Source organism: Streptomyces sp. NPDC051211, from assembly GCF_040689505.1.
In the GTDB taxonomy this organism is placed as follows: Bacteria; Actinomycetota; Actinomycetes; order Streptomycetales; family Streptomycetaceae; genus Streptomyces.
On sequence record NZ_JBFBAV010000002.1, the window covers coordinates 177,444 to 202,749 of the forward strand.

Genomic DNA, 25,306 nt, shown 5'->3' on the forward strand with positions numbered 1-25,306 from the left:
CTATTCCGGAGTGGCGTCGAGGGCGTGCCCCACGAGGGTCAGCAGCGATTCGACGACGGTGGCGCGGCGCCGCGCGTCCATGATCACCACGGGTACGTGGGGCGGGACGGTCAGCGCCTCGCGTACGTCCTCCTCCTCGTAGGAGGTGGATCCCTCGAAGTGGTTGACGGCGACGGCGTACGGGAGCCCGCAGCTCTCGAAGTAGTCCAGGGCGGGGAAGCAGTCGCGCAGCCGGCGGGTGTCGGCCAGCACGATGCCGCCGATGGCGCCGCGGACCAGGTCGTCCCACATGAACCAGAAGCGTTCCTGGCCGGGGGTGCCGTAGACGTAGAGGACGAGGTCGTCGTCGAGGGTCACCCGGCCGAAGTCCATGGCGACCGTGGTGGTGTTCTTGTCCGGGGTGGCGGACAGGTCGTCGGTGGGGGCACTGGCCTGGGTCATCACCGCCTCGGTCCGGAGCGGGGTGATCTCGGAGACGGAGGAGACGAAGGTGGTCTTACCGACCCCGAACCCGCCCGCGACCAGCACCTTGACGGCGATGGGCGCGCGGGAGCGGTCGTACTGCCAGGGCTGGACGCCGTCTTCGGCGGCCGCGGCCGGCAGTGTCTTCTCAGAGACGGCGGAGCCCACTGAGCACCCTTTCGAGCAGTGCGCGGTCGGGGCGGCCGGTGCCGTGTCCGGTCCCGTAGACGCGGATCCTTCCCTGGTCGGCGAGGTCGCTGACCAGGACGCGGACGACACCGAGCGGCAGCTTCAGCAGCGCGGCGACCTCGGCGATCGTGCGCATGCGGCGGCAGACCTCGACGATGGCGGGCATCTCGGGCATGCGGTCGCCGCTGCGCGGGGTGGCGTCCAGGGTGGCGACGAAGGTCTCGACGAGCAGGACCTGGGTGAAACGGGTGCGGCCACCGGTGAGCGAGTACGGGCGGACACGCGCGGGGCGGCGGTCCGCCCCGCGTATCGGAAGGCGCGACGACGGCGACGCGACAGTCACGTGACGTTCTCCAGGGACTGGCGCAGCTCGCTGCGGACTTCGGGGGTCAGGACGTGGCCGGCCCGGCCGACGAACAGCGCCATGTGGTAGGCGACGACGCTCATGTCGCAGTCGGGGGTGGCGTGCACGCCGAGGAGGGAGCCGTCGCTGATGGCCATGACGAAGACGGAGCCGTGCTCCATCGTCACCATGGTCTGCTTGACGGCTCCGCCGTCCATGAGGTTGGCGGCGCCGGTGGTGAGGCTGCCGAGACCGGACACGATGGTGGCGAGGTCGGCGGAGGCGCCGCGGGGGCCCTTGGGGGGCTGCTGCTTCTGCTGTTGTCCGGGCCGGCGGCCGCCCGGTGCTCCCTCCTCCGGGTCGGAGGAGAGGAGCAGCAGCCCGTCGGAGGACACCACGGCGACGGAGACGATGCCGGGCACCTCCTCGACCAGGTCGGTCAGCAGCCACTGCAGGTTGCGGGCCTGGGTGCTCAGTCCGTACGTACTGGGCGCGGTCATGTGCGTGCCTCCTGTGCGGTGTCCCCCTGATCGGTGTGTCCCTCGGCGAGCTCGGCCGCGACGACGCGGCGCCCGTCCCGGGCCCCCTGGTAGAACCCGCCGAGCCGGCGCCGCAGCTCCTCGGCATCGACCCGCTTGGGCTCGGGCTTGGGCTCGGGGCGGCCGGCGGCCACGACGCGGGGGGTCCGCTTGGGCAGGCCCTTGTCGGTGACGGCGGGCGCCTCGTCGGGGGCGAGCCCGTGCGAGTCCGCTTCCGGCGCGGGGGCCGGGGCGGGTGCGGGCACGGTGAAGACCTGCCCGGTGGGGGGCGCCTCCGGCGTCGCGGGCGCCGCGGCGAAGGCCTCCCCCGTGGGGGGCGCCTCCGGTGCGGGCACCGTGAACACCTGGCCCTGCGGGGGCAGCTCCACCTCGGGCGCGGGCACGGTGAACACCTGGCTGACGGGCGGCAGCCCGACCCCGGACCCGCCGGAGCGGGCCACCGGCCCGGCGTCCGGCGCCGGCTCGGCCGGAGCCGCGTGCTCCGCCGCGGCGGTGAAGACCTGCTCCGCGGGCGGCAGCCCGGCATCGGGCCGGCCGGCGTGGGCCGACGGCTCGCCGTCCGACCCCGGCTCGGCCGGAGCCGCATGCTCCGCCGCGGCGGTGAAGACCTGCTCCGCGGGCGGCAGCCCGGCATCGGGCCGGCCGGCGTCGCTCAGCGGCTCGGCATCCGGCCCCGGCTCGGCCGGAGCGGCAGGTTCCGGCTCAGCCGTGAACAGCTGCTCGGCGGGCGGCAGGCCGGGCTCGGGCTCGCCGGGACGGGCCGCAGGGCCGGGCTCCGGGAAGGTGTCCGGCGCGGAGGCGTGCTCAGGCGCGGAGACGGGCTCCGGCGCGGCCGGGAACAGCTGCTCGGCCGGGGGCTGCCCGGCCGGGGGGAACTCGGCCGCGGCGTCCGGCTCCGGCTGCGGCTCGGCAGCCGGGCCGGCAAGGGTGTCGGGTTCCGTTGCGGCGGCGGGGTCGGCGTCCGGTTCCGCCGGGGTGGCCGCCGGGCCGGCAAGGGCCGTGGGGTCGGCATCCGGTTCCGCCGGGGCCGCGTCCGTGGCCGGGCGCGGGGGGCGGAGGCGGGGCGGGAGGGTGTTTTCGTTGGCCTCGGCCACCACGCCCGGGAGGTGCAGGAAAGGCGCCCCGGGGACGCCCAGCGCATGCACCGGGGTGGCCGGCGGGCCGGCCGGCAGCAGCGGGGCCGGGATGACGACCAGCGCTTCGGTGCCGCCGTTCCGGGACGCCCGGAGTTCGGCTTCCACGCCGTGCTGCGCGGCCAGCCGCCCGGCCACGTAGAGGCCGAGGCCCAGGCCGTGTTCGGCCTCGGGCTCCGCCTCGTACGCGTCCGGCGTGGACAGCCGCTCGTTGAGCAGGGCGAGCCGGTCCTCGGTGATGCCGATGCCCTCGTCCACGACGGACAGCACCGCGTCGCCCGAGTCGAGCAGCCAGCCGGAGACCTTCACCTTGGCCTCCGGCGGGGAGAAGGTGGTCGCGTTCTCCAGGAGCTCGGCCAGGACGTGCGAGATGTCGTCCGCGGCGTGGCCCGCGACCTGCGTGTACGCGGGGAGCGCCTGCAGGTCGACGCGCTCGTAGCGCTCGATCTCCGAGACCGCCGCCCGCATGACGTCGACCAGCGGTACCGGCCCCGCCTGCCCGTGCCCGTGCTCCTGTCCGGCCAGGACCAGCAGGTTCTCGTTGTGGCGGCGCATGACCGTCGCCAGGTGGTCCAGCTTGAACAGGGTGGCGAGCCGGTCGGGGTCCTGCTCCTTCGATTCCAGCTCCTCGATGACCGAGAGCTGGCGTTCGACCAGACCGAGGGTCCGCAGCGACAGCGACACCGAGGTGGTCGACATGATGCGGCGGTGTTCTTCCAGGCCGGCCCGCAGGTCCGCGAGTTCGTCCTCGAGTTCGGTGCGCCCGGCGGTCAGCGCCTCGTTGCGGCCGATGAGCCGGCGCCGGTCCGCGTCCAGCCCGGCGATCCGGGTGTGCAGCGAGACGGTCATCTGGCGGACCGCGTTCAGCGACCGGACGACGTCGGCGAACTCGTCGTTGCGGCCGGTGAAGCGGACCGGCTCCACCGAGCCCTCCGCCGTGGCCAGCCGGGCGGCGCCCCGCCGCAGCACGGACAGCGGGCGGGTCAGGGAGCGGGCGACGGCCGTCATGACGCCGACCGCGACCAGGAACAGCACGCCCAGCAGCGCGATCAGCATCTCCAGCGCGGTCACGTCGTCGTCGCGGAGCCCGGCCATGGCGGTGGCGCGTTCGGCGGCCAGCGTGGACTCCACCGAGCGCATGCGGTCGATCCGGGCCGACAGGGCGGCCCCGACCGTCTCGCCGTCGAGCTTCCGGTCGGCCGGGGACAGCGTGGGCCGGTCGGTGAGCCGGCCCAGGAAGTCGTCGGCCGCCTTCACCTCCGGGCCGGTGACGGTCGCCGCGAGGGTTTCCCGTACGTCGGGCCGGGCGGCCCGGGCGAAGTCGTCGAGCGCGCCCTGCTCCCGTACCCGCGCCCGCTGCGCGGCGGTGGCGAGTGAGTCCTCCAGGGGGGAGGGGAGCGCGGAGGAGGGCTGCTCGCCGCGGGGGACGGCCAGCGCGGCGAGCAGCAGTCCACGGGTGGCCGAGGCCTGGTCGACGGCGAGGCCGAGGGGGGCCAGCGGCCGGGTGGTGGCCAGGGCGGGGGTGGCCCGGGGCGGGGTCAGCTCGGCCAGCCGGGCGCCCGGGGCGAGGAGTTCCGCGATGACCGCGGAGTAGGCCTGGTGGGCGGCGAGGGCACTGCCCTTGCCATCGACGGCCTCTCCGCGGACGGCTTCGACCCGGCCCAGGGCGCGGGCGAGTTCTTCGTCGGCTTCCGCCTGGACCTCGGCCGTCTGCCGGTCGACCCGCCCGGACCGCTCCTGCACGGCCGCCTTGCCGGCACCCGGCCGCCCCTTGGCGACGAACTCGGTGACGGCGTCGCGCTCGTCGGCGAGGGCGTGCGCGAGGCTGAGGGTGTGCCGGGCCTGGTCGGCGCGGGTGACCAGCTCCTGGGAGTCGTTCAGGTCAGCCGTGGCGGAGAGGACGGCGGGCGCGCCGGCCGCGAGGACCGCGAGGCCGGCGACGGCGACGCTGATGACCAGCCTCCGGCGCACGCGTACGCGGCGCCCCGTGGGGAGGCCTGCGATGGCGGGTCCGTCGGCGGTTGTGGCGGTGCCGTTCTTCCGAGACCGCTTTTTCTGCACCGGTGCTCGCAATCCTGTACGTGTGCTCGTGCTCGTCTACTCGTGTGGCCGAGGTAACGGCCGGTCAACAAGTAAACGCCCCCTGCTCCCTCGTACCGCTTCAGACCATTGCAGTGTGTTTGGGACAGAGCCGCACATCGCCCACCCGGCCACACGAACGAGTGAACATCACGGAGGAGTTGGCAAACAACTCGGCTGCCTCCGGGTCAGGGGCCCGGTACGGACAGCCGGTTGAAAGATCGACGGGAGCTTTGGCAGTATGCCCGCCCACATGTCACGCGGACGCTCCGGTTCCGCAGGATGCCACCTCCCGCCGCATTCCGGACACTTGGTACGGACCATCCGGCGCCCGGGGTCGCACCGGCTCCGCACCCCCCTCCCGGCCCCCACCCCCGGCGGCCCGGTTCCGGACATCCCGGGCAGACTGTCCGTATGCGCATCGACCTCGCCTCCGCCCCCGGCACGCCGGAACACCCCAACGAGGACTGGGTGTCCGCCGCGGTGCCCGCCTCCGGCGGGGGCGGCGTGCTGGTGGCCCTGGACGGGGTGACCCCGCCGCGCGGGGAGTACGGCTGCGTGCACGGGGTGCCGTGGTTCACCGCCCGCCTCGGCGGCCGATTGACCGAACTGTCCGGATCGCGACGGGACATGCGGCTGGACCTGGTCCTGGCGCAGGCCATCCGTGACACCGCCGACGCACACCGCGACAGCTGTGACCTTTCTCACATCCGCACCCCGCAGGCGACCGTGGTGCTGGTCCGCTGGGACGAGGCGTACGTCGAGCACCTCGTCCTGTCGGACTCGGTCCTGCTGCTCCAGTCCCCGGCCGGGGAGGTGACGGCGGTCCTCGACGGCCGGCTCGACCGGCTCCCGCCCGAGGTGCTCCGCTCGCATGCGGCGACGGACGCGCTGCGCAACGCGTACGAGGCGGAGAACGGCTTCTACACGGCCGCGGCGGACCCGGCCGCGGCCGGGCGGGCGGTGACCGGGCGCACCCCGCGCGAACGGGTCCGGGCGGTGGCCGCGCTCACGGACGGCGCGAGCCGGTGGACGGAGACGTTCAGGGAAGGCGACTGGGCCGACTGCATGGCCGTGCTCCGGAAGGAGGGCGCGGAATCCCTGATCGGCCGGGTCCGCACCCTGGAGTCCGACCCCACCCGGCCACCGGGCCGCTGGAAACGGCACGACGACGCCTCGGCGGTGTACGCCGAACTCTGACCCAGCCACTGCCGTGTGGGCAGCGGCCGCTGCGCGGGGCCTTCCCCCTCCCCGCCCCTTCCCGAAACCGGGCTCTGCCCGGACCCGGTCCTCAAACGCCGGACGGGCTGGAAAATCCAGCCCCGCCGGCGTCCTGTTACTCCGATCCCCGGTTCAGCTGGTTGAGCAGCCGGGCCAGCTCCGCCACCTCGCCGCGGTCCCAGCCGGCCAGCTTGCGCATGTACCGGACCCGCCGGGCGTCGCGGACCTTGAGGAACCGCTCCCGGCCCTCGGGGGTGAGCCCGACCAGGAAGGCCCGGCCGTCCGCCGGGTCCTGCTGCCGGGCCACCAGGCCGAGCTCCTCCAGGGCGCGCAGCTGCCGGCTCATGGTCGCCTTGCCGACCCCGAAGTAGCCGGCGAGGTCGGTGGCCCGCTGCCGGCCGGCGTCCTCCAGCCGTACGAGGAGCCCGTACGCGGCGGGTTCCAGCTCGGGGTGGAGCTCCCGGGCCATCTCGCCGGAGGAGGCGCGGGCGCGCCGGAGGAAGACGGACAGCTCCCGCTCCAGTGCGAGGAACTCCTGGTCTTCGCTGCCGTGCACGTCCAGCTCCCATCCGTGGTGTGTGGGACCAGTATTTCCCAGCGCGACGGCCCGGACCCGCGACAGGCGGGACCGCGCCGTGCCGGGTGGTGGTGCCGGGTCAGGCGGCCGCGGTGACCGCGAGTTCCGCCCCCTCCAGGGCGAGCTCCAGGACCTGCCGTACGTCCGTCACCGGGTGCACCTCCAGCCGCTCCAGCACCTCGGCCGGCACATCGTCCAGGTCGGCCTCGTTCCGCTTCGGGATGATCACGGTGGTGATCCCGGCCCGGTGCGCGGCCAGCAGCTTCTGCTTGACCCCGCCGATCGGCAGCACCCGGCCGGTCAGCGAGACCTCACCGGTCATCGCCACATCCGTGCGGACCTGCCGCCCGGAGAGGAGGGAGGCCAGTGCCGTCGTCATGGTGATGCCCGCGCTCGGGCCGTCCTTCGGTACCGCGCCGGCCGGGAAGTGGATGTGCACCCCGCGGTCCTTCAGCCCGGTGACCGGGAGCTCCAGCTCCGCGCCGTGCGAGCGCAGGAAGCTGAGCGCGATCTGCGCGGACTCCTTCATCACGTCGCCCAGCTGCCCGGTCAGGGTCAGCCCGGCCGCGCCGGTCTCCGGGTCGGCGAGGGAGGCCTCGACGAACAGCACGTCGCCGCCGGCGCCGGTGACGGCGAGGCCGGTGGCCACGCCGGGCACGGCGGTCCGCCGCTCGGCCGGGTCCTGCGCGGACTCCGGCACGTGGTGCGGGCGGCCGATCAGGGCGCGGAGGTCGTCCTCCCCGATGTCGAGCGGAAGTTCCCGCTCCCCCAGCTCGTGCTGGGAGGCCACCTTGCGCAGCAGCCGGGCGATGGACCGTTCCAGGGTCCGCACACCGGCCTCGCGGGTGTACTCGCCGGCCAGCTTGCGCAGCGCCGACTCCTCCAGCGACACCTCGTCGGCACCGAGCCCGGCCCGCTCCAGCTGGCGCGGCAGCAGGTGGTCCCGCGCGATGACGACCTTCTCGTCCTCCGTGTAGCCGTCGAGCCGGACGAGGTCCATCCGGTCCGCGAGGGCCTCCGGGATCGCCTCCAGGACGTTGGCGGTGGCGAGGAAGACGACATCGCTCAGGTCCAGTTCGACCTCCAGGTAGTGGTCCCGGAAGGTGTGGTTCTGGGCGGGGTCCAGGACCTCCAGCAGGGCGGCCGCCGGGTCGCCGCGGAAGTCGGAGCCGACCTTGTCGATCTCGTCGAGGAGCACCACCGGGTTCATGGACCCGGCCTCCTTGATGGCCCGTACGATCCGGCCGGGGAGGGCGCCGACGTAGGTCCGGCGGTGGCCGCGGATCTCCGCCTCGTCGCGTACGCCGCCGAGCGCGACCCGGACGAACTTGCGGCCCATCGCGTGGGCGACGGACTCACCGAGGCTGGTCTTGCCGACGCCGGGCGGGCCGACCAGGGCCAGCACGGCCCCGCCGCGCCGCCCGCCGACGACGCCCAGGCCGCGCTCGCCGCGCCGCTTGCGCACGGCGAGGTACTCGGTGATGCGGTCCTTCACGTCGCCGAGCCCGGCGTGCTCGGCGTCCAGGACGGCGCGGGCGCCGCGGATGTCGTACGCGTCCTCGGTCCGCTCGTTCCAGGGCAGTTCCAGGACGGTGTCGAGCCAGGTCCGGATCCAGGAGCCCTCCGGCGACTGGTCGCTGGACCGCTCCAGCTTCTCGACCTCCTTGAGGGCGGCCTCCCGCACCTTCTCGGGCAGGTCGGCGGCCTCGACGCGGCTGCGGTAGTCGTCGGCCTCCTCGCCCTCGCCGTCCCCGTTGAGCTCGCGCAGCTCCTTGCGGACCGCCTCCAGCTGACGGCGCAGCAGGAACTCGCGCTGCTGCTTGTCCACGCCCTCCTGCACGTCCTTGGCGATGGACTCGGCGACGTCCTGCTCGGCGAGGTGGTCGCTGAGCCACTTCACGGCGAGCTTCAGGCGGGCGACCGGGTCGGCGGTCTCCAGCAGCTCGACCTTCTGGTCGACCGTCAGGAAGGGGGAGTAGCCGGAGTTGTCGGCCAGCGCCGAGACCCCTTCGATCTGCTGCACCCGGTCGACGACCTGCCAGGCCCCGCGCTTCTTCAGCCAGCTGGTGGCGAGGGCCTTGTACTCCTTGACGAGCTCGGTGACGGCTCCGGGCAGCGGATCGGGCACCTTCTCCTCGACCACCTCGCCCTCGACCCAGAGCGCGGCACCGGGCCCGGTGGTGCCGGCCCCGATCCGGACCCGGTCGCGGCCGCGGATCAGCGCGCCCGGATCCCCGTCGGACAGCCGCCCCACCTGCTCGACGGTCCCCAGCACACCCGTCGCGGCGTACTTCCCGTCGACCCGCGGTACGAGCAGCACCTGGGGCTTCCCGCTCCCCGTCTTCGCCTGCGCGGCCTCGACGGCTCCGCGCACCTCGGCGTCGGACAGATCCAGCGGGACGACCATCCCGGGCAGCACGACCTCGTCGTCGAGCGGCAGTACGGGCAGGGTGAGCGTTACGGACGTCGAAGCCATGATCTTCCCTCCGGCAGTGAAGTTGAGCTATGCCGACTCAATGCACCTGCGGCCCCCAATGTTCCCCAACCTCCGTTCGCCCCGGGCGAACACGTCGTTTTGCGGCACTATGAGGTGAGGTGGCCGCCGCGGCTGCCCGGGCGGGAAGGGAATCGGTCGTGCAGGTGGTGGAGGTCGTCGAGGCGCCGTCCGTGCTCGGGTTGAGGCCGTCCGGAGTTCAAGACCTGCCGGCGGCGCTTCTCGGTGCCGGGCTGTTGGGCGGGCCCGGGGCGGTGCGGGCCGGGCGGGTCGAGGCGCCGGGGTACGACCCGGGGCGGGAAGGCGGCACCGGGGTGCTCAACTCGGCCGGGATCGCGGAGTACTCCGTCCGGCTGGCCGATGCGGTCGGCGAGGTTCTCGACCGCGGCTCGTTCCCGGTGGTGCTCGGCGGGGACTGCAGCATCCTGCTCGGGAACCTGCTCGCCCTGCGGCGTCGGGGGCGCCACGGGCTGCTGTTCCTCGACGGGCACACCGACTTCTACCAGCCGGCGGCGGAGCCCCTCGGCGAGGCCGCCTCGATGGAACTCGCCCTGGCCACCGGCCGGGGCCCCCGGGTGCTCACCGACCTCGAAGGGCGCCGGCCCCTGCTGCGGGACGAGGACGTCGTCGCCTTCGGTTTCCGCGACTCCGAGGAGTCCGCCCGGGCCGGGATGCAGCCGCTGCCGCCGGAGCTGCACGCCATGGACCTCGGCCGGGTCCGTACGGTCGGCGCTGTCGCGGCCGCGCGGCAGGCCGTCGAGTGGCTCACGGCCGACGGGGTGGCGGGGTACTGGGTGCACCTCGACGTCGACGTCCTGGACGACGCCGTCATGCCTGCCGTCGACTACCGGCTCCCGGGCGGGCTGACCTGGCCGGAGCTGGAGAGCGTGTTGGGTGCGGCGCTTTCCGACGAGCGGGCCCGTGGGCTCGACGTCACCATCTTCAATCCCCGCCTCGACCCGGACGGGACCATCGCGGGCCGCCTCACCGAGTGCCTGCGCAGGGGTTTGTCACGGAGGTTCAGCCAGTTCGACGGCCCGTCCGGCAGCACGTCCGGCGGTCCGTCCGGCGGTCCGTCCGGCGGTCCGTCAGGCGGCTCATGACGCGGGGAGAACGGGCAGGAGCAGCGGGCGTTTCGCGGTGCGGTCGGTGGCGGAGGACCGGCCGCGCAGGCGGCGGCCGAGCCAGGGGGCGAGGTGGGAGGCGGCCCAGCGGAGTTCGGCCGCCGCGGCCTGCCGGGCCGTGCGCGGAGCCCGGGGCGGCAGCGGCAGCGTCCAGCTGTCGTCGCTGCCGGGCAGGCCGAGGGCGTGGGCGAGGGCCGCGGCGATCCGTTCGTGGCCGAGGGGGGCCGCGTGGAGCCGGTCCGCGGTCCACAGCCGGGGGTCCGTTGCGATGGCCGGCCGGCCGGTTTCGGCGACCGTGACCCCGTGCCGGGCGGCCGCGGCGCGGATACGGGCGTTGAGGTCGAACACCCGGGGCCGGAGCGGCCGGGCCAGCGGCACGATCTCCGCCACGTCGGGGAAGGTCACGGTCGCCACCCGGGCGCCGGCGGCCGTCAGCGCGGCGAACATCGCCTCCAGGTGCCCGGCCACCTCCGCGGCGTCGAACCGGGGCCGGAGCAGGTCGTTGACCCCGGCGACCACGGTGGCCAGGTCGGGGCGCAGGGCCAGGGCCGGCCCCAGCTGTTCCGCGCGGACCTGCCCGGCCAGGCATCCCCGTACGGCCAGGTTCGCGTACCGGACCGCCGGGTCGGCGGCCGCGAGGTGCTCGGCGAGCCGGTCCGCGAAGCCGCGCAGGCCGACGGTGTCGTCCCCGTCGCCGAGTCCTTCGGTCTGGCTGTCGCCGAGCGCGACGTAGCGCAGGTACTCACCGTTCGGCATGGGTCGTCTGCCTCTCCCTCAGGATGGATGCGCTCCGCAGGCACCAGTCCCGGTGCTCCTGCTCGAAGGCGAGGCCGCGCAGGCAGGTCAGGTACCCGCCGATCCGCTCGCCCCGGATCAGGTACTGCTCTTCGTCCGTGTCGCCGCGCATCCGCCGCAGCAGCTTGTCCAGCAGCTCGATCTTGGCCTCGGCGGCGGACGCACGCTCCTCGAGCTGTTCGATCACCGGGCCGGTGCCGATGCGGTCGGCGGTCTGGACCTTGACGAGGAGGTCGTCGCGGATGAACGTGGGCTTCGACGCGGCCGCGGCGAACTCCTCCAGCTCGGCCCGGCCGGCCTCGGTCACCCGGAAGAGGCGCTTGTTGGGGCGGGTCTCCTGGACCACCTGCCGGCCCGCGACCAGGCCTTCCTTCTCCAGCTTGGCCAGTTCGGCGTACAGCTGCTGGGGCAAGGCGTGCCAGAAGTTCGCCACGCTGATGTCGAACGCCTTCGCCAGCTGGTATCCGCTGTACTCGCCGTCCAGCAGGGCCGCCAGCACGGCATGTCTCAAGGCCATCGCAGCCGCCTCTTCCCCTTCGTCGCACTCCCCTGCATCATCATAGTCAAGAAAATGACTATTCATGGTTTTGAGTAGGGGAGGGGTCATGGAAACTGCCGAACGCTTCCGCGCCGCCGTGGAGAAGCGCGATCTCGCCGCGCTGGACGACCTGTTCACCGAGGACATCCGGCTCTACAGCCCGGTGAAGTTCACCCCCTTCGAGGGCAAGCCCATGGTGCTGGGGCTCTTCGGTGTCCTGCTGCGCGTCTTCGAGGACCTCCGCTACATCGGCCGCTTCGAGGGCACGGCCGAGACCAGCTCCGACGGCGAAGAGGCCCCGTCGGTGATCCTGCCCTTCCGGGCCACCGTGCAGGGCAAGCAGATCCACGGCATCGACCAGCTCCAGTTCGACGGGACGGGCCGGGTCAAGGAGTTCACCGTGATGGTCCGCCCCCAGTCCGCGGTGCACGCGCTGGGGCAGGCGGTCCTGGCCGGGCTCGTCGCCGACGGGCTCGTGCCGGGGGCGGGCGACACCCCCTAGGAGGAGGTCACCGGGAGGGCGGAGGGGCGGGCCCAGTCGCTCCAGGAGCCGTCGTAGACCGCCAGGTCGGGATAGCCCGCCAGGTCGGCGGCGAGGGCCAGGATGCAGGCCGTGACGCCCGAGCCGCAGCTGAAGTAGAGCCGGTCCGGGGACGAGGTCAGGGCTTCGAAGGCGGCGCGGAGCTCGGCCGGCGGGCGCATCAAGCCGTCCGGGGTCCGGACCTCGGCGAAGGGGAGGTTGACCGCGCCCGGCATGTGGCCGGCGCGCAGGCCGGGACGGGGTTCCGGGGCGGTGCCGGCGAAGCGCTCGGGCGTACGGGCGTCGAACACCGCCGCGGCCGGGTCGGCGAGGGCGCCGAGGACCTCGGTGCTGTCGGCCAGCAGGCCGGGCCGCGGCCGGGCGGTGAAGGTGCCGCGCGGGCCGTCGTACGCCGCCGGTCCGGCCACCAGCGGGAGGCCGGCCGCCGCCCAGGCGGGGAGCCCGCCGTCCAGGACCGCGACCCGGTCGAAGCCCATCGCGCGCAGCATCCACCAGGCGCGGGCACTGGAGTAGACGCCGGCGCCGTCGTAGACGACGGCGCCGGCGGTGTCGTCGAGCCCGAGCGCGCGCATCGACTCGGTGAAGGCGGCGGGCCCGGGCATCGTGTGCGGCAGCGGGGCGGTGTGGTCGGACAGGTCGCCGTCGAGGTCGAAGGGGCGGGTCCCGGGGATCCGGGAGGCCCCGCCCCGGTGGGCGCCGATCGAGGCGTCGAAGACCACCAGCCCGGGGGTGCCGAGCCGGTCCGCCAGCCAGGCCACGTCGACCAGGGAGGTGGTGGGCAGTTCGGGCCCACGGGGTTGACGGGCGGTCATGGGGCCTCCGGGGCTGCTGGGATGCCCCCATCCTGCCCCGGAGGCCGGGCCTCCGTCACGGCCGCCCCGCACCGGCGGCCATCCCCGTACCGGCCAAGCCCGTACGGGCCGTGCCGTCGGCCCGTCCCGGCCCCGCCGTCAGCGCCCGCACTCCCCCGGGCGGGCGTAGAGCGCCACCCGGGCGCCGCGGACCTCCGTCACCGAGCACAGCTCGAAGTGGCCGACCAGCGTCTGCCGTTTGACGGCCTCGCGCGGATAGGGGTCACGGGGCTGGTCCGCGGGGTCCTGTACGGCCACGACGCGGGGCGAGTCGACGAGCCGGGCCAGGATCTCGGCCGACGGGAGCTCGGTGCCCTGGAGGCTGTCCGAAGCCGCCGGGCTGCCGGCCAGGGCCACGTCGCGCAGCCCCTCGTACACCTCCGGGGAGGACAGCAGCCACTCGCGCCGCCGGGCCGGCATGAACAGCACGGCATCGCCCGGCCGGGCGACGGCCCGTACCGCTCCGGCCACGGCGAGCGCATCGTCCTTGCGGCTCTCCGGCGTCCGCAGCCACAGGGACCAGGGGACGGCGGCGGCCACCAGCACGGCGGTCAGCGGCAGCAGCACGCGGGGGCGGGCCGCGCCCGCGAGCAGGGCCAGACCGGCCAGCGAGTAGAGCACGTACCGGTCCACGTACCAGGGATGGACCAGCGAGACCGTCATCAGCAGCCCGGCCGGCAGCAGCGCGAGCGGCAGGGCGACCCGGACGAGTTCGCGGTCCGCGCCCCGGGCGAGCAGCAGGGAGGCCGTCGCGACCACGGCGTACGCCGCCCAGTCCGCCGCGCTCGGGCGGCCCAGCCAGGCCAGCTGCTGCCCGGCCTGGCCGGCGCTGAGCACGGCGAGCGGCAGCAGCAGGACGACGACCACGGCAGCGCTGCGCCGCCAGGCCCGCGAGCGCCATCCGGTGACGGCGTGCGCGAGCAGGGCCAGTACGGCGAACTCGTGCAGCCAGCAGGCGAGGACGAGCAGCGCGGTGTACGGCACCCACCGCTCGCGCAGCAGCAGGTACGTCGCCCAGACCACGGCGGCGGCCACCAGGGCGTACGAGCGGCCCTCCTGCGCGTACATCTGGACCGGCGGCAGGACGGCGTACAGCAGCCCGGCCCACAGGCCCGCCCACTCCCCGGCCCGCCCGCCCGCGCGACCACCGGCCCACTCCCCGGCCTGCCCGCCCGCGCGACCACCGGCCCACTCCCCGGCCCGCCCGTCCGCGCGACCACCGGCCCGCTCGTCGGCGCGACCACCGGCCCGCTCGTCGGCGCGACCACCGGCCTCCTCGCCCGCGCGACCGCCGGCCCCTTCGCCGGCGCGACCGCCGGCCCCTTCGCCGGCGCGACCGCCGGCCCCTTCGCCGGCGCGACCGCCCCGCGCACCCGCCAGCCGGTGCCCGATTGCCGCGACCCCGGCGGCGGCCAGGGCGGTGGCGGCCACCGAGGGGAGCCGCAGGGCCCACAGGCCGCCGGCGGCCCCGGCGGCCGCGTGGGCGCCGGCGCCGTCCGAGACGGCGAACACCCCGTGCATCAGCAGGTAGTAGAGGCCGTGCACGGCGTCCACCCGGCCCAGCAGCTCCCACAGCTCGCCGAGCGGGCGATGGGCGACCTGCCAGGTCACCGACTCGTCGCGCCACATGCTGCCGCCCCGGTCGAGGCCCCAGAGCCCGAGGAGGAGGGCGAGGGCCGCCGGCGGGAGCAGCACGCGCCAGGGTGCGATGCGGCTGATGACTGCCTCCGAGTGCTTTCCGTACGAGGGTGCGGACCCCATACTCATGGGTCGACGGAGACCTTACGGGGGTGGGGCATGCGGGCGGTGAGCGCCATCCGGGCCGGACGGGCGACGGCCGGGGTGCTGGTGTGGGCCGCGGTGCTCGGCGGGTGCACCTTCGGCAGTCCGGCCGGGTCCGGCACGCCCGGCGCCACAGCCTCCCCCACCGGCACGGCAGCCGCCCCCGGGACGGCCCGGCCGCCCGCCTCCGCCCCGGGCGCCCCTCCGGCCAGCCCGGCAACGACCGCCCCGGCAACGACCGGCGCGGCCACACCCACCGCACCACCCACGGCCCCGCCCGCCCCCACGCCCACGCCCACTCCCCCGCCCACCCGCGCCGACGAGGACCTGCTCATCGTCACCCGCAGCGGCGGCCTCGCCGGCCGGCAGAGCAGCCTGGTGATCCAGGGCGACGGCTCGTGGACCCGCCTGAACGCGGCCGCCCGCACGGTGGGCAGCGGGAAGCTGACCGCCGGCCGGCTGGCCCGGCTCCGCGCCGCCCTCGCCGAGGCCGAGTTCCCCCGCCTCCCGCGCATCTCCATGGGGGACCGGCCCGTGTTCGACGGGTTCGTGTACGCGTTCGTGCACGGCGGCTACGAAGTGGCCACCGCCGACGGCTCCATCCCGCCCGCGCTCACGGACGTGCTCGCCGAGCTCCCCGAGTTCTGAACCGGCCCGAGACCGCCGATCCGAGGACGACGGCCCGACAGCGCCGGCCCGACGCCGCCGACCTGACAACAATGCCCCGCACCGGAACAGCGGGCCCGGGGCCTTCGTTGAGCCCCGTATGACAGCACCCGTCACCCTCGACCGCCGCCACGGCCCCCACGGCGAGGTCGTCCTGCGCCGCCGCGACGAGACGTACGAGATCATCGCCAACGGCTGCTTCCTGATGGACACCTCCGACGGCCGCTCGGAGCGGCTCCTCGTCGACGCCGCCCACCTGGCCCTCGACCCCCCGCCCGCCCGGCCTTCCGTCCTCATCGGCGGGCTCGGTGTCGGCTTCTCCCTGGCGCACGCCGCCGCCCAGGACCGCTGGGGCCGGATCGTGGTCGCCGAACGCGAGGAGGCGATCATCGACTGGCACCGGTCCGGGCCGCTCGGCTCGGTCACCGCGGCCGCCCTCGCCGATCCCCGGGTAACGATCCTGCACACCGATCTCGTGACCCATTTGCACGCGTCACCCGACGGACCCGACCGGTACGACGCCCTCTGTCTGGACATCGACAACGGACCCGACTGGACCGTCACCGACGGCAACCAGGACCTGTACTCCCCCGCCGGACTCGCCGCCTGCCGGGCCCGGTTGAGCCCCGGCGGCGTGCTCGCCGTCTGGTCCGCACAGCCGTCCCCCGCGTTCGAACAAGCCATGCGGAATGCCGGATTCAGATCGGTACGCACCGAAGAGGTGCCCGTTGCCCGAGGTGTCCCGGACGCGGTCCATCTCGGCCGGAACCCTGCGTAGACCCCGCATAGCCGCAGGCCGGTGGCTCCTCTACGCTGCACCCCATTACGCGGACAACGGGATCGGGCGGGGACGAGGGCGGGATGACGGAACAGACACACACCACCCACAGCAGTGCCGCGGCAACCCCCGGCGCCCAGCGGCGCGTACTCGTCGTCGAGGACGACCACACGATTGCCGAGGCCATCGCGGCCCGGCTGCGCGCCGAGGGCTTCCAGGTCCAGACCGCCGGCGACGGCCCGGCCGCCGTGGCGGCCGCCGAGAGCTGGCAGCCGGAGCTGCTGGTCCTCGACGTGATGCTGCCCGGCTTCGACGGCCTGGAGGTCTGCCGGCGGGTCCAGGCGCAGCGGCCGGTGCCGGTGCTGATGCTCACAGCCCGTGACGACGAGACCGACATGCTGGTCGGCCTCGGGGTCGGTGCGGACGACTACATGACCAAGCCGTTCTCCATGCGCGAGCTGGCCGCCCGGGTGCACGTCCTGCTCCGCCGGGTCGAGCGGGCCACCATCGCCGCCACCGCCCCCCGCGGCTCCACCCTGCGCCTGGGCGACCTGGAGATCGACCACGCCCAGCGGCGGGTCCGGGTGCACACCGAGGACGTGCACCTCACCCCCACCGAGTTCGACCTGCTGGTCTGCCTGGCCGGCACCCCGCGCGCGGTGCTCTCCCGCGAGCAGCTGCTCGCGGAGGTGTGGGACTGGGCCGACGCGTCCGGCACCCGTACGGTCGACAGCCACATCAAGGCGCTGCGCCGGAAGATCGGCGCCGAGCGGATCCGTACGGTCCACGGCGTCGGGTACGCCCTGGAGACCCCGGCGGGGGCATGACCTCCGCCGGCGGGGCCCGCAACGCCCGCAGGGCCGCCGGACAGGGGCTGCGGCCCTTCTCGCCGTTCTCGATCAAGACCAAGCTCGGCACCCTGGTCGTGGTCTCGGTCTTCATCACCACCGGGCTGCTCATGGTGGCCCTGCGGACCAAGACCGAGGTCCGGTTCATCACGGTCTTCTCGGTGATCGCCTCGATGCTGATCACCCAGTTCGTGGCGCACAGCCTGACCGCGCCGCTGGACAACATGACCACCGTCGCGCGGGCGATCTCCCAGGGCGACTACACCCGCCGGGTGCACGGCGCCGAGCGCCGGGACGAGCTCGGCGACCTGGCCGCGACCATCAACGTGATGGCGGACGACCTGGAGGCGGTGGACCGGCACCGCAAGGAGCTGGTCGCCAACGTCTCGCACGAGCTCCGCACCCCCATCGCGGCCCTGCGGGCGGTGCTGGAGAACGTGGTGGACGGGGTCTCGGCCGCCGATCCGGAGACCATGCGGACGGCGCTGAAACAGACCGAGCGGCTGGGCAACCTGGTGGAGACCCTGCTGGACCTGTCCCGGGTGGACAACGGGGTGGTGCCGCTGAAGGCGCGCCGCTTCGAGGTCTGGCCCTACCTGTCGGGGATCCTGAAGGAGGCCGGGCTGGCCGCCGGGCAGCGCTCGCTGGCCTCCGGCTCCGGCAACCACACCCGCAAGGACGTCCACCTGCACCTGGACGTGTTCCCGCCCGACCTGACGGCGCACGCGGACGCGGAGCGGCTGCACCAGGTGGTGGCCAACCTGATCGACAACGCGGTCAAGCACAGCCCCCAGCACGGGCGGGTCACGGTCCGCGCCCGGCGCGGCGACGACGCGCCCGGGAGCCTGGCCCTGGAGGTCGTGGACGAGGGCCCCGGCATCCCCGAGTCGGAGCGCCACCGGGTCTTCGAGCGGTTCAACCGGGGCAGTGCCCGGGGCGGCGACGGGGGCACCGGACTGGGCCTGGCGATCGCCCGCTGGGCGGTCGGCCTGCACGGCGGGCACATCGGGGTGGCCGAATCCTCCCGGGGCTGCCGGATCCTCGTCACCCTTCCGGGCAGCCCGAAGGCCGCAGCTTGACGTAGGGTTCGAGACGGGAAGGAGATGATCTCGGCCACACGTGCCCGGGATCCATCAGGGGTGCGAAGCCAGGGGGCCGCAACCACGGTCACCCCTACCCGAACCACGCTAGTTTCCCGCCATTCCAAGCAGTGAAACCCGCCGTTCGATGTGACCTGCATGACGTAAGTCCCGCCCGGTCTGCATCTGACCCCCCGGGAGGCGTAGCCTTTATTCCCGCTGTCCATACCTTGTGAAGCGGAAGAGGGCGGTTGCCGCCGTGTCGCCACAGTCCCCCAGTAACTCGAGCACCACGACCGAAGCAGCAGAGGGCGGGAAGAACCCTGCCTCAGGCTTCGGCGCCAATGAGTGGCTCGTCGACGAGATCTATCAGCAGTACCTCCAGGACCCGAACTCGGTCGACCGGGCCTGGTGGGACTTCTTCGCCGACTACAAGCCGGGGGGCGCTGCCGCCCCGGTGAAGGCGGAGCAGCCCACGACGACGGATGGCGCCTCCGCACAGGCCGCCACTCCCGCCGCGCCCCCCGCTCCGGTCACGCAGGCCCCTGACGCCGCCGCCACGGGGGCGGCCGGCGCCGTTCCTGCGCCGACGCCCCCCGGTGCAAGCACCGGCTCCACCGGAGCGGCTGCCGCCGCGCCGCCCTCTGCGCCCGTGTCAGCTCCTGCCCCTGCTCCTGCCACCCCCTCTGGTGCCCCTGCTGTGACTGTCACCTCCCAGACCCCGGCCGCCGCACCGGCCCCGGTCGCCGCCCCTCAGGCCGTTCCCGCCCCCGCCGCCGCCCCGAAGGCCGCGCCCACCACCGAGGCCCCTGCCGGCCCCGAGCTGGTGACGCTCCGCGGCCCGGCCGCCGCCGTGGCGAAGAACATGAACGCCTCCCTGGAGGTGCCGACGGCCACGTCCGTCCGTGCCGTCCCGGTGAAGCTGCTGTTCGACAACCGCATCGTCATCAACAACCACCTCAAGCGCGCCCGGGGCGGGAAGATCTCCTTCACGCACCTGATCGGCTACGCGATGGTGCAGGCCATCAAGGCCATGCCGTCGATGAACTACTCCTTCGCGGAGAAGGACGGCAAGCCCACCCTGGTCAAGCCGGAGCACGTGAACTTCGGCCTCGCGATCGACCTGGTGAAGCCCAACGGCGACCGCCAGCTCGTCGTCGCCGGCATCAAGAAGGCCGAGACCCTCAACTTCTTCGAGTTCTGGCAGGCCTACGAGGACATCGTCCGCCGCGCCCGCGTCGGCAAGCTGACGATGGACGACTTCACCGGCGTGACGGTCTCCCTCACCAACCCGGGCGGCCTCGGCACCGTCCACTCCGTGCCCCGCCTGATGCCCGGACAGTCGGTCATCATGGGCGTCGGCTCCATGGACTACCCCGCCGAGTTCCAGGGCACCTCCCAGGACACCCTGAACAAGCTGGGCATCTCCAAGGTCATGACCCTGACCTCGACCTACGACCACCGGGTCATCCAGGGTGCCGCCTCCGGCGAGTTCCTGCGCATCGTCGCGAACCTGCTGCTCGGCGAGAGCGACTTCTACGACGACGTCTTCGAGTCGCTGCGCATCCCGTACGAGCCGGTCCGCTGGAACCGCGACATCGACGCCAGCCACGACGACGACGTCACCAAGGCCGCCCGCGTCTTCGAGCTGATCCACTCCTACCGGGTCCGCGGCCACGTCATGGCCGACACCGACCCGCTGGAGTACAAGCAGCGCAAGCACCCCGACCTCGACATCACCGAGCACGGCCTCACCCTGTGGGACCTGGAGCGCGAGTTCGCGGTCGGCGGCTTCTCCGGCAAGTCGATGATGAAGCTCCGCGACATCCTCGGCGTGCTGCGCGACTCGTACTGCCGCACCACCGGCGTCGAGTTCATGCACATCCAGGACCCCAAGCAGCGCAAGTGGATCCAGGACCGCATCGAGCGCCCGCACTCCAAGCCGGAGCGCGAGGAGCAGCTGCGGATCCTGCGCCGCCTGAACGCGGCGGAGGCCTTCGAGACCTTCCTCCAGACGAAGTACGTCGGCCAGAAGCGCTTCTCGCTGGAGGGCGGCGAGTCCGTCATCCCGCTGCTCGACGCGGTCATCGACTCCGCCGCCGAGGCCCGCCTCGAAGAGGTCGTCATCGGCATGGCCCACCGCGGCCGCCTGAACGTCCTGGCGAACATCGTCGGCAAGTCGTACGCGCAGATCTTCCGCGAGTTCGAGGGCAACCTCGACCCGAAGTCGATGCACGGCTCCGGCGACGTGAAGTACCACCTGGGCGCCGAGGGCACCTTCACCGGCCTGGACGGCGAGCAGATCAAGGTCTCGCTGGTCGCCAACCCCTCCCACCTGGAGGCGGTCGACCCGGTCCTGGAGGGTGTCGCCCGCGCCAAGCAGGACGTCATCAACAAGGGCGGCACGGACTTCACCGTCCTCCCGCTGGCCCTGCACGGCGACGCGGCCTTCGCCGGCCAGGGTGTGGTCGCCGAGACGCTGAACATGTCGCAGCTGCGCGGCTACCGCACCGGCGGCACCGTCCACGTCGTCATCAACAACCAGGTCGGCTTCACCGCCGCCCCGGAGTCCTCGCGTTCCTCCATGTACGCGACCGACGTGGCCCGCATGATCGAGGCGCCGATCTTCCACGTGAACGGTGACGACCCGGAGGCCGTGGTCCGCGTGGCGCGGCTCGCCTTCGAGTTCCGCCAGGCGTTCAACAAGGACGTGGTCATCGACCTCATCTGCTACCGCCGCCGCGGCCACAACGAGTCGGACAACCCGGCGTTCACGCAGCCGCTGATGTACGACCTGATCGACAAGAAGCGCTCGGTGCGCAAGCTGTACACCGAGTCCCTCATCGGCCGTGGCGACATCACCCTGGAAGAGGCCGAGCAGGCGCTCCAGGACTTCCAGGGCCAGCTGGAGAAGGTCTTCGCGGAGGTCCGCGAGGCCGCCGCGCAGCCCGTCGGCGGCGCCCCGGTCCCGGTCGCGCAGGCCGAGTTCCCGGTCGAGGTCAACACCGCGATCTCCTTCGAGGCCGTCAAGCGGATCGCCGAGTCCCAGGTCAACATCCCCGAGGGCGTCACCGTCCACCCGCGTCTGCTGCCGCAGCTGCAGCGCCGCGCGGCGATGATCGACGAGGGCACCATCGACTGGGGCATGGGCGAGACCCTCGCCTTCGGCTCGCTGCTGATGGAGGGCACCCCGGTCCGGCTGTCCGGCCAGGACTCCCGCCGTGGCACCTTCGGCCAGCGGCACGCGGTCCTCATCGACCGGGAGACCGGCGAGGACTACACCCCGCTGCTGTACCTCTCGGACGACCAGGCCCGCTTCAACGTCTACGACTCGCTGCTCTCCGAGTACGCGGCCATGGGCTTCGAGTACGGCTACTCGCTGGCCCGCCCGGACGCGCTCGTCCTGTGGGAGGCGCAGTTCGGTGACTTCGTCAACGGCGCGCAGACCGTCGTCGACGAGTTCATCTCCTCGGCCGAGCAGAAGTGGGGCCAGACCTCCGGCGTCACCCTGCTGCTGCCGCACGGCTACGAGGGCCAGGGCCCGGACCACAGCTCCGCCCGCCCGGAGCGGTTCCTGCAGCTCTGCGCGCAGAACAACATGACGGTCGCGATGCCGACCCTGCCGTCGAACTACTTCCACCTGCTGCGCTGGCAGGTCCACAACCCGCACCACAAGCCGCTCATCGTCTTCACCCCGAAGTCGATGCTGCGTCTGAAGGCGGCGGCGTCGAAGGCGGAGGAGTTCACGACGGGCGCGTTCCGTCCGGTCATCGGCGATGCGACGGTGGACCCGAACGCGGTCCGCAAGGTCGTCTTCTGCGCCGGCAAGGTCTACTACGACCTGGAGGCGGAGCGGGAGAAGCGCGGCATCACGGACACCGCGATCATCCGCATCGAGCGGCTGTACCCGCTGCCGGGCGCGGAGCTCCAGGCGGAGATCGCCAAGTTCCCGAACGCGGCGAAGTACATCTGGGCGCAGGAGGAGCCGGCGAACCAGGGTGCCTGGCCGTTCATCGCGCTCAACCTGATCGACCACCTCGACCTGGCGGTCGGCGCGGACATCCCGGCGGGCGAGCGCCTGCGCCGGATCTCCCGCCCGCACGGCTCGTCCCCGGCGGTCGGTTCCGCGAAGCGCCACCAGGCGGAGCAGCAGCAGCTGCTGGCCGAGGTCTTCGAGGCGTAATCGGCCGGGCCTGCCCGGCCCCGGTCGAACGGAAGGCCCGGCTCCCCCACCAGGGGGAGCCGGGCCTTCCGGCGTCCGTGAGCGGGCCCGGCCGCTGCCGGCTACGGCTGGGGCTCGAAGTCCCAGTACGGCCGCATCCGCTGGCGGGCGGAGACGGTGTGGACGTGCTGCGGGCCCAGGGTGCGGGCGAGGGACTTCAGGCCCGCGTCCTCGTGCTTCTGCGCCTCCTCCATCTGCCCCAGCGACCTGAGGTCCGCGGCGAGCGCGATCTGCGCGGTCAGCGTCATCGGGTGGTCCCCGCCCAGCACCTGCTCCGTGGTCCGCAGCGTCTCGCGGCTCAGGTCCAGCGCGTCGGCGAACCGGTCGGTGATGTTCCGGCAGCCGGCCGCGTTGACCGCGCAGCCCAGCGTCCACGGGTGCCGGTCGCCCAGCGCCCCCCGCATCCCCACCAGCGCCTGCTCGCAGAGGCTGAGCGCCGCCTCCCGTTCGCCCTGCGCCCGCAGGACCAGGCCCAGGTTGCCGACCGTGCCGATGCTGTACGGGTGGGCCAGGCCCAGCTGGGTCTGGTAGCCCCGGACTACGTCCTCGGAGATCCGCCGGGCCTCCTCGATGTCGCCGTACTCGCGCAGGTAGGTGGCGAAGTCGGAGGCCACCATCAGGGTCCACGGGAAGGTCGCCCCGTGCACCCGGGTCGAGCGTTCCAGGACGCTGCGGAGCCGGGCCCCGGCGCCCGGGATGTCTCCCGAACGGCGCAGGCACATGCCGAGGTTGTGTTCCGCGCGCAGGGTCTGCGGGTGGTTCTCGCCGAGCACCGTGGCGTTGAGCTTGAGGCCCTGTTCCTGCCGGGCCAGGGCCTCCCGGTAGCGGCCCATCAGCCGCAGCCCCATGGCGCAGCCGATGCCGCTGGACAGGGTGGCGATGTGCCGGACCCGCAGCACCCGCTCGCGGCGGCGCAGGGTGTCCAGGTCGGTCTCGTAGGACTCCGGGTAGCGGCCGAGCAGCCGCAGGACCACCGCGACGTTGTTCTCGGCGTTGAGGGTCATGGAGTCGTCCTCGCCGAGGAGTTCCCGGTAGCCGGCGAAGCAGTGCTCCAGCAGGGTCCGGGCCTGCTCGAACTTGGCGGTGTTCAGCAGCACCGCCGCGTAGGTGCTGATCGCCCGCAGGGTCTCCAGGTCGCGGTCGCCGCGTTCGGCGGTGAGCCGGTCGGCGATCGTCTTGCTGAGCACCTCCGCGCGGCGGAAGTGGCCGAGCATCCGCAGGGCGCCGCCGTAGTGGTAGCTGAGCTCGCGGACCTTGTCGTGGTGCTCGCCGAGCATGGCCCGCCAGGCGTCGTCGGTCTGTTCGGCGAGCCGCAGGCAGGTGCGGTACTCGCCGGCCAGGATCAGGTAGCGCAGGCAGTGCAGCAGGAAGTTCTGGATCCGCGGGTTGGAGCTGGTGAGCACCCCGGCCGATTCGAGGTGCGGGATGAGTTCGGCGTAGCGGGACCAGAGCCGGGAGTCGGTGGGCCGGCCCGGGTCGGCGGCCGCCAGGACCTGGCGTACGGCCCGGGCCAGCTGGGCGGCCTCGTCCTCGGCGAGGTTGTCCCGGACGATGCCGTGCACCATCCGGTGCAGCTGCACGGTCTCCGTACCGCCGCCGCCCTCCTCGACGGCGAGGTCGGAGTACTCCAGGCGGACCACGGAGAACTGCACCAGCTTGTTGAGGGCGGCGTTCCAGCGGACCTGGTCGTTGATCAGGCCGGCGAGCTGTTCGGGGACGTCGTCGGCGGGGAACTCGCGGAGCAGCCGGAGCGGGACCCGGCCGGGGGCGAAGAACACGAACAGCCGGAGCAGGGCGAGGGCGTCGGGGAAGTTCTCCCGGACGTTGTTGAGCAGTATCGCCAGGGCGGTGGGGAAGGGCAGCGGGTAGTCGTCGGAGACGGTGACCGCCTCCCGGGAGTCCAGCCGGCGCTGCAGCAGGGCCAGGTAGTCGCCGACGGTGAGCGGGGAGTCGGCGAGCCAGCCGGCGGTCTGGTCGAGGGCGAGCGGATAGTCCTCCAGCGCCTCGGCGAGCTGGTCGGCCTCCTCGCCGGTGAGGCGCAGGGCCCGGCGGCGGATGAAGGTGATGGACTCGGGCCGGGCGTAGAGCGGGACCTCGACCAGGTTGGTGTGCCGGGAGGCCCATTCGCGGTTCCGCGAGGTGATGATCACGTCGCCGGAGCCGGTGGGCAGCAGGTCGGTGAGGTCGTCGGGGTTGTCGCACCCGTCGAAGACGAGCAGCCAGCGGTGGTACGGATTGCCGCGGCGCAGCGCCTCCAGCACGGCCCGGATCTGCTCGCCGTAGCTGCCGGCGCCGAGGGGCAGCCCGAGGGCGGGTGCGAGGTCGGCGAGGCGTTCGCGGAGGGTGGGCCGGTCCTCGGCGGGCACCCACCACACCACGTCGTACTCGGAGGCGAACCGGTAGGCGTACTCGGTGGCGACCTGGGTCTTGCCGACTCCTGAGAGGCCGAGCAGGGTGACGGTGGAGGCACCGGCCGGGGACTCGGCGAGGGCGGCCCGCAAGGTGCCGATGACGTCGTTGCGGCCGGTGAAGCGGGGGTTGCGGCGCGGTACCCGGCCCCAGATCTCGGGCGGGTCGTTGGGGAACCGGGGGCCGCGGCGGCCGGTTTCGGCGCCGACCCGGTCGGTGGGCAGCTCCAGCCGGCGCAGCACCCGGTACTCGGCCTCGTACGCGTCCAGACCCCACAGGTCGGCCTTCTCCAGCGCGGCCACGGCGGTGGGCAGCTGCGCGTCGGTGAGGCTGACGGCGGCGAACCGTTCGGGGTGCCGCTCGGTCACCGTCCGGAGGGCGGTGTTCCATTCCTCTTCGGTGTGGGTGCCGGCGGAGAAGTACCGCTCGCTGAGCACCAGGAGGACCCGGACCCCGGCCCGCGCCAGGTCGTCGAGTGCCTCGGTGAGGCCGGGGCTGCGCTGCGGGTCCCAGCGCTGGAGGGTGACCCGGTGGCCGTGTTCCTCCAGCCGGTGGGCGATCCACGCGGCCCAGGGCCGGTTGAACCCGGCGAAGCTGATGACGAAGCGCTGGGCGTGCACGGCACTGATGGTCATG

At 73.5% G+C, this 25,306-nt stretch carries 19 protein-coding genes; 8 read left to right on the forward strand and 11 right to left on the reverse strand.

The genetic code is table 11. The features are described from left to right. From AB0447_RS03800 to AB0447_RS03815, 4 genes are read right to left on the reverse strand one after another with little or no spacing between them, the layout of a single operon-like run. A complete protein-coding gene (locus AB0447_RS03800) occupies positions 1-630 on the reverse strand; it encodes an ATP/GTP-binding protein (protein WP_366474820.1) in 630 nt (209 codons plus the stop codon). Continuing rightward, complete coding sequence (locus AB0447_RS03805) at positions 611-994, reverse strand: DUF742 domain-containing protein (RefSeq protein WP_366474821.1); 384 nt, start codon at positions 992-994, stop codon at positions 611-613. The genes AB0447_RS03800 and AB0447_RS03805 overlap by 20 nt, the downstream gene beginning before the upstream one ends. Continuing rightward, positions 991-1,494: a roadblock/LC7 domain-containing protein gene (locus tag AB0447_RS03810; RefSeq protein WP_366474822.1), complete on the reverse strand. Its 504-nt coding sequence runs from the start codon at positions 1,492-1,494 to the stop codon at positions 991-993. Before AB0447_RS03810 ends, AB0447_RS03805 begins: the two co-directional genes overlap by 4 nt. Next, complete coding sequence (locus AB0447_RS03815; RefSeq protein ID WP_366474823.1) at positions 1,491-4,637, reverse strand: nitrate- and nitrite sensing domain-containing protein; 3,147 nt, start codon at positions 4,635-4,637, stop codon at positions 1,491-1,493. The genes AB0447_RS03810 and AB0447_RS03815 overlap by 4 nt, the downstream gene beginning before the upstream one ends. Before the next feature lie 522 nt (positions 4,638-5,159). On the opposite strand from AB0447_RS03815, the gene AB0447_RS03820 reads away from it, so the two are divergent. Next, on the forward strand, positions 5,160-5,945 hold the full coding sequence (locus AB0447_RS03820) for a protein phosphatase 2C domain-containing protein (protein WP_366474824.1): 786 nt from the start codon (positions 5,160-5,162) through the stop codon (positions 5,943-5,945). Positions 5,946-6,081: 136 nt separating this feature from the next. On the opposite strand, the gene AB0447_RS03825 is transcribed toward AB0447_RS03820, so the two are convergent. Both AB0447_RS03825 and lon read right to left on the reverse strand, forming a co-directional pair. Further along, entirely contained in the window at positions 6,082-6,522 is a 441-nt protein-coding gene (locus tag AB0447_RS03825; protein WP_366474826.1) for a MarR family transcriptional regulator, read from the reverse strand. Between the two features lie 100 nt (positions 6,523-6,622). Then, positions 6,623-9,019 carry an endopeptidase La gene (gene lon / locus AB0447_RS03830; protein WP_366474827.1) on the reverse strand — a complete coding sequence of 799 codons (2,397 nt, stop codon included), beginning with the start codon at positions 9,017-9,019 and terminating at the stop codon, positions 6,623-6,625. A gap of 158 nt (positions 9,020-9,177) precedes the next feature. On the opposite strand from lon, the gene AB0447_RS03835 reads away from it, so the two are divergent. Continuing rightward, positions 9,178-10,140, forward strand: a complete 963-nt coding sequence (locus tag AB0447_RS03835) for an arginase family protein (RefSeq protein WP_366474828.1) — start codon at positions 9,178-9,180, stop codon at positions 10,138-10,140. Here the strand turns inward: AB0447_RS03835 and AB0447_RS03840 are convergent. Continuing rightward, the gene (locus AB0447_RS03840) at positions 10,135-10,917 is read right to left on the reverse strand and encodes an SGNH/GDSL hydrolase family protein (protein WP_366474829.1); all 783 of its coding nucleotides are present in this window, start codon (positions 10,915-10,917) and stop codon (positions 10,135-10,137) included. The two genes, AB0447_RS03835 and AB0447_RS03840, sit on opposite strands and share 6 nt — an antisense overlap. Further along, complete coding sequence (locus AB0447_RS03845; protein WP_366474830.1) at positions 10,904-11,473, reverse strand: PadR family transcriptional regulator; 570 nt, start codon at positions 11,471-11,473, stop codon at positions 10,904-10,906. Before AB0447_RS03845 ends, AB0447_RS03840 begins: the two co-directional genes overlap by 14 nt. Before the next feature lie 88 nt (positions 11,474-11,561). On the opposite strand from AB0447_RS03845, the gene AB0447_RS03850 reads away from it, so the two are divergent. Next, entirely contained in the window at positions 11,562-11,996 is a 435-nt protein-coding gene (locus tag AB0447_RS03850) for a nuclear transport factor 2 family protein (RefSeq protein ID WP_366474831.1), read from the forward strand. On the opposite strand, the gene AB0447_RS03855 is transcribed toward AB0447_RS03850, so the two are convergent. Both AB0447_RS03855 and AB0447_RS03860 read right to left on the reverse strand, forming a co-directional pair. After that, complete coding sequence (locus tag AB0447_RS03855; protein ID WP_366474832.1) at positions 11,993-12,847, reverse strand: sulfurtransferase; 855 nt, start codon at positions 12,845-12,847, stop codon at positions 11,993-11,995. The genes AB0447_RS03850 and AB0447_RS03855 overlap by 4 nt on opposite strands. Positions 12,848-12,985: 138 nt before the next feature. After that, positions 12,986-14,653, reverse strand: a complete 1,668-nt coding sequence (locus AB0447_RS03860) for a hypothetical protein (RefSeq protein WP_366474833.1) — start codon at positions 14,651-14,653, stop codon at positions 12,986-12,988. A 30-nt stretch (positions 14,654-14,683) separates the two neighbouring features. Between AB0447_RS03860 and AB0447_RS03865 the strand changes: the two genes are divergently transcribed. The 5 genes from AB0447_RS03865 to AB0447_RS03885 all read left to right on the forward strand — a co-directional run bounded on the left by AB0447_RS03865 (position 14,684) and on the right by AB0447_RS03885 (position 22,222). Then, the gene (locus AB0447_RS03865; protein WP_366474834.1) at positions 14,684-15,316 is read left to right on the forward strand and encodes a hypothetical protein; all 633 of its coding nucleotides are present in this window, start codon (positions 14,684-14,686) and stop codon (positions 15,314-15,316) included. 118 nt (positions 15,317-15,434) lie between these two features. Continuing rightward, positions 15,435-16,112 carry a spermidine synthase gene (locus AB0447_RS03870; protein WP_366474835.1) on the forward strand — a complete coding sequence of 226 codons (678 nt, stop codon included), beginning with the start codon at positions 15,435-15,437 and terminating at the stop codon, positions 16,110-16,112. A gap of 83 nt (positions 16,113-16,195) precedes the next feature. Further along, on the forward strand, positions 16,196-16,939 hold the full coding sequence (locus AB0447_RS03875; protein ID WP_366474836.1) for a response regulator transcription factor: 744 nt from the start codon (positions 16,196-16,198) through the stop codon (positions 16,937-16,939). Continuing rightward, on the forward strand, positions 16,936-18,039 hold the full coding sequence (locus tag AB0447_RS03880) for a HAMP domain-containing sensor histidine kinase (protein ID WP_366474837.1): 1,104 nt from the start codon (positions 16,936-16,938) through the stop codon (positions 18,037-18,039). Before AB0447_RS03875 ends, AB0447_RS03880 begins: the two co-directional genes overlap by 4 nt. A 259-nt stretch (positions 18,040-18,298) precedes the next feature. Beyond that, positions 18,299-22,222, forward strand: a complete 3,924-nt coding sequence (locus tag AB0447_RS03885) for a multifunctional oxoglutarate decarboxylase/oxoglutarate dehydrogenase thiamine pyrophosphate-binding subunit/dihydrolipoyllysine-residue succinyltransferase subunit (protein WP_366474838.1) — start codon at positions 18,299-18,301, stop codon at positions 22,220-22,222. A gap of 101 nt (positions 22,223-22,323) precedes the next feature. On the opposite strand, the gene fxsT is transcribed toward AB0447_RS03885, so the two are convergent. Beyond that, complete coding sequence (gene fxsT, locus AB0447_RS03890) at positions 22,324-25,305, reverse strand: FxSxx-COOH system tetratricopeptide repeat protein (RefSeq protein WP_366474839.1); 2,982 nt, start codon at positions 25,303-25,305, stop codon at positions 22,324-22,326. Position 25,306 lies beyond the last annotated feature (1 nt).

Excerpts from the sequence above, each read along its gene's own strand:
- AB0447_RS03865 (WP_366474834.1), top strand. The coding sequence starts at position 14,684 with ATGCGGGCGGTGAGCGCCATCCGGGCCGGACGGGCGACGGCCGGGGTG.
- AB0447_RS03875 (WP_366474836.1), top strand. The coding sequence starts at position 16,196 with ATGACGGAACAGACACACACCACCCACAGCAGTGCCGCGGCAACCCCC.
- AB0447_RS03820 (WP_366474824.1), top strand. The coding sequence starts at position 5,160 with ATGCGCATCGACCTCGCCTCCGCCCCCGGCACGCCGGAACACCCCAAC.
- AB0447_RS03810 (WP_366474822.1), bottom strand. The coding sequence starts at position 1,494 with ATGACCGCGCCCAGTACGTACGGACTGAGCACCCAGGCCCGCAACCTG.
- AB0447_RS03870 (WP_366474835.1), top strand. The coding sequence starts at position 15,435 with ATGACAGCACCCGTCACCCTCGACCGCCGCCACGGCCCCCACGGCGAG.
- lon (WP_366474827.1), bottom strand. The coding sequence starts at position 9,019 with ATGGCTTCGACGTCCGTAACGCTCACCCTGCCCGTACTGCCGCTCGAC.
- AB0447_RS03850 (WP_366474831.1), top strand. The coding sequence starts at position 11,562 with ATGGAAACTGCCGAACGCTTCCGCGCCGCCGTGGAGAAGCGCGATCTC.
- fxsT (WP_366474839.1), bottom strand. The coding sequence starts at position 25,305 with ATGACCATCAGTGCCGTGCACGCCCAGCGCTTCGTCATCAGCTTCGCC.
- AB0447_RS03880 (WP_366474837.1), top strand. The coding sequence starts at position 16,936 with ATGACCTCCGCCGGCGGGGCCCGCAACGCCCGCAGGGCCGCCGGACAG.
- AB0447_RS03845 (WP_366474830.1), bottom strand. The coding sequence starts at position 11,473 with ATGGCCTTGAGACATGCCGTGCTGGCGGCCCTGCTGGACGGCGAGTAC.
- AB0447_RS03840 (WP_366474829.1), bottom strand. The coding sequence starts at position 10,917 with ATGCCGAACGGTGAGTACCTGCGCTACGTCGCGCTCGGCGACAGCCAG.
- AB0447_RS03855 (WP_366474832.1), bottom strand. The coding sequence starts at position 12,847 with ATGACCGCCCGTCAACCCCGTGGGCCCGAACTGCCCACCACCTCCCTG.
- AB0447_RS03860 (WP_366474833.1), bottom strand. The coding sequence starts at position 14,653 with ATGAGTATGGGGTCCGCACCCTCGTACGGAAAGCACTCGGAGGCAGTC.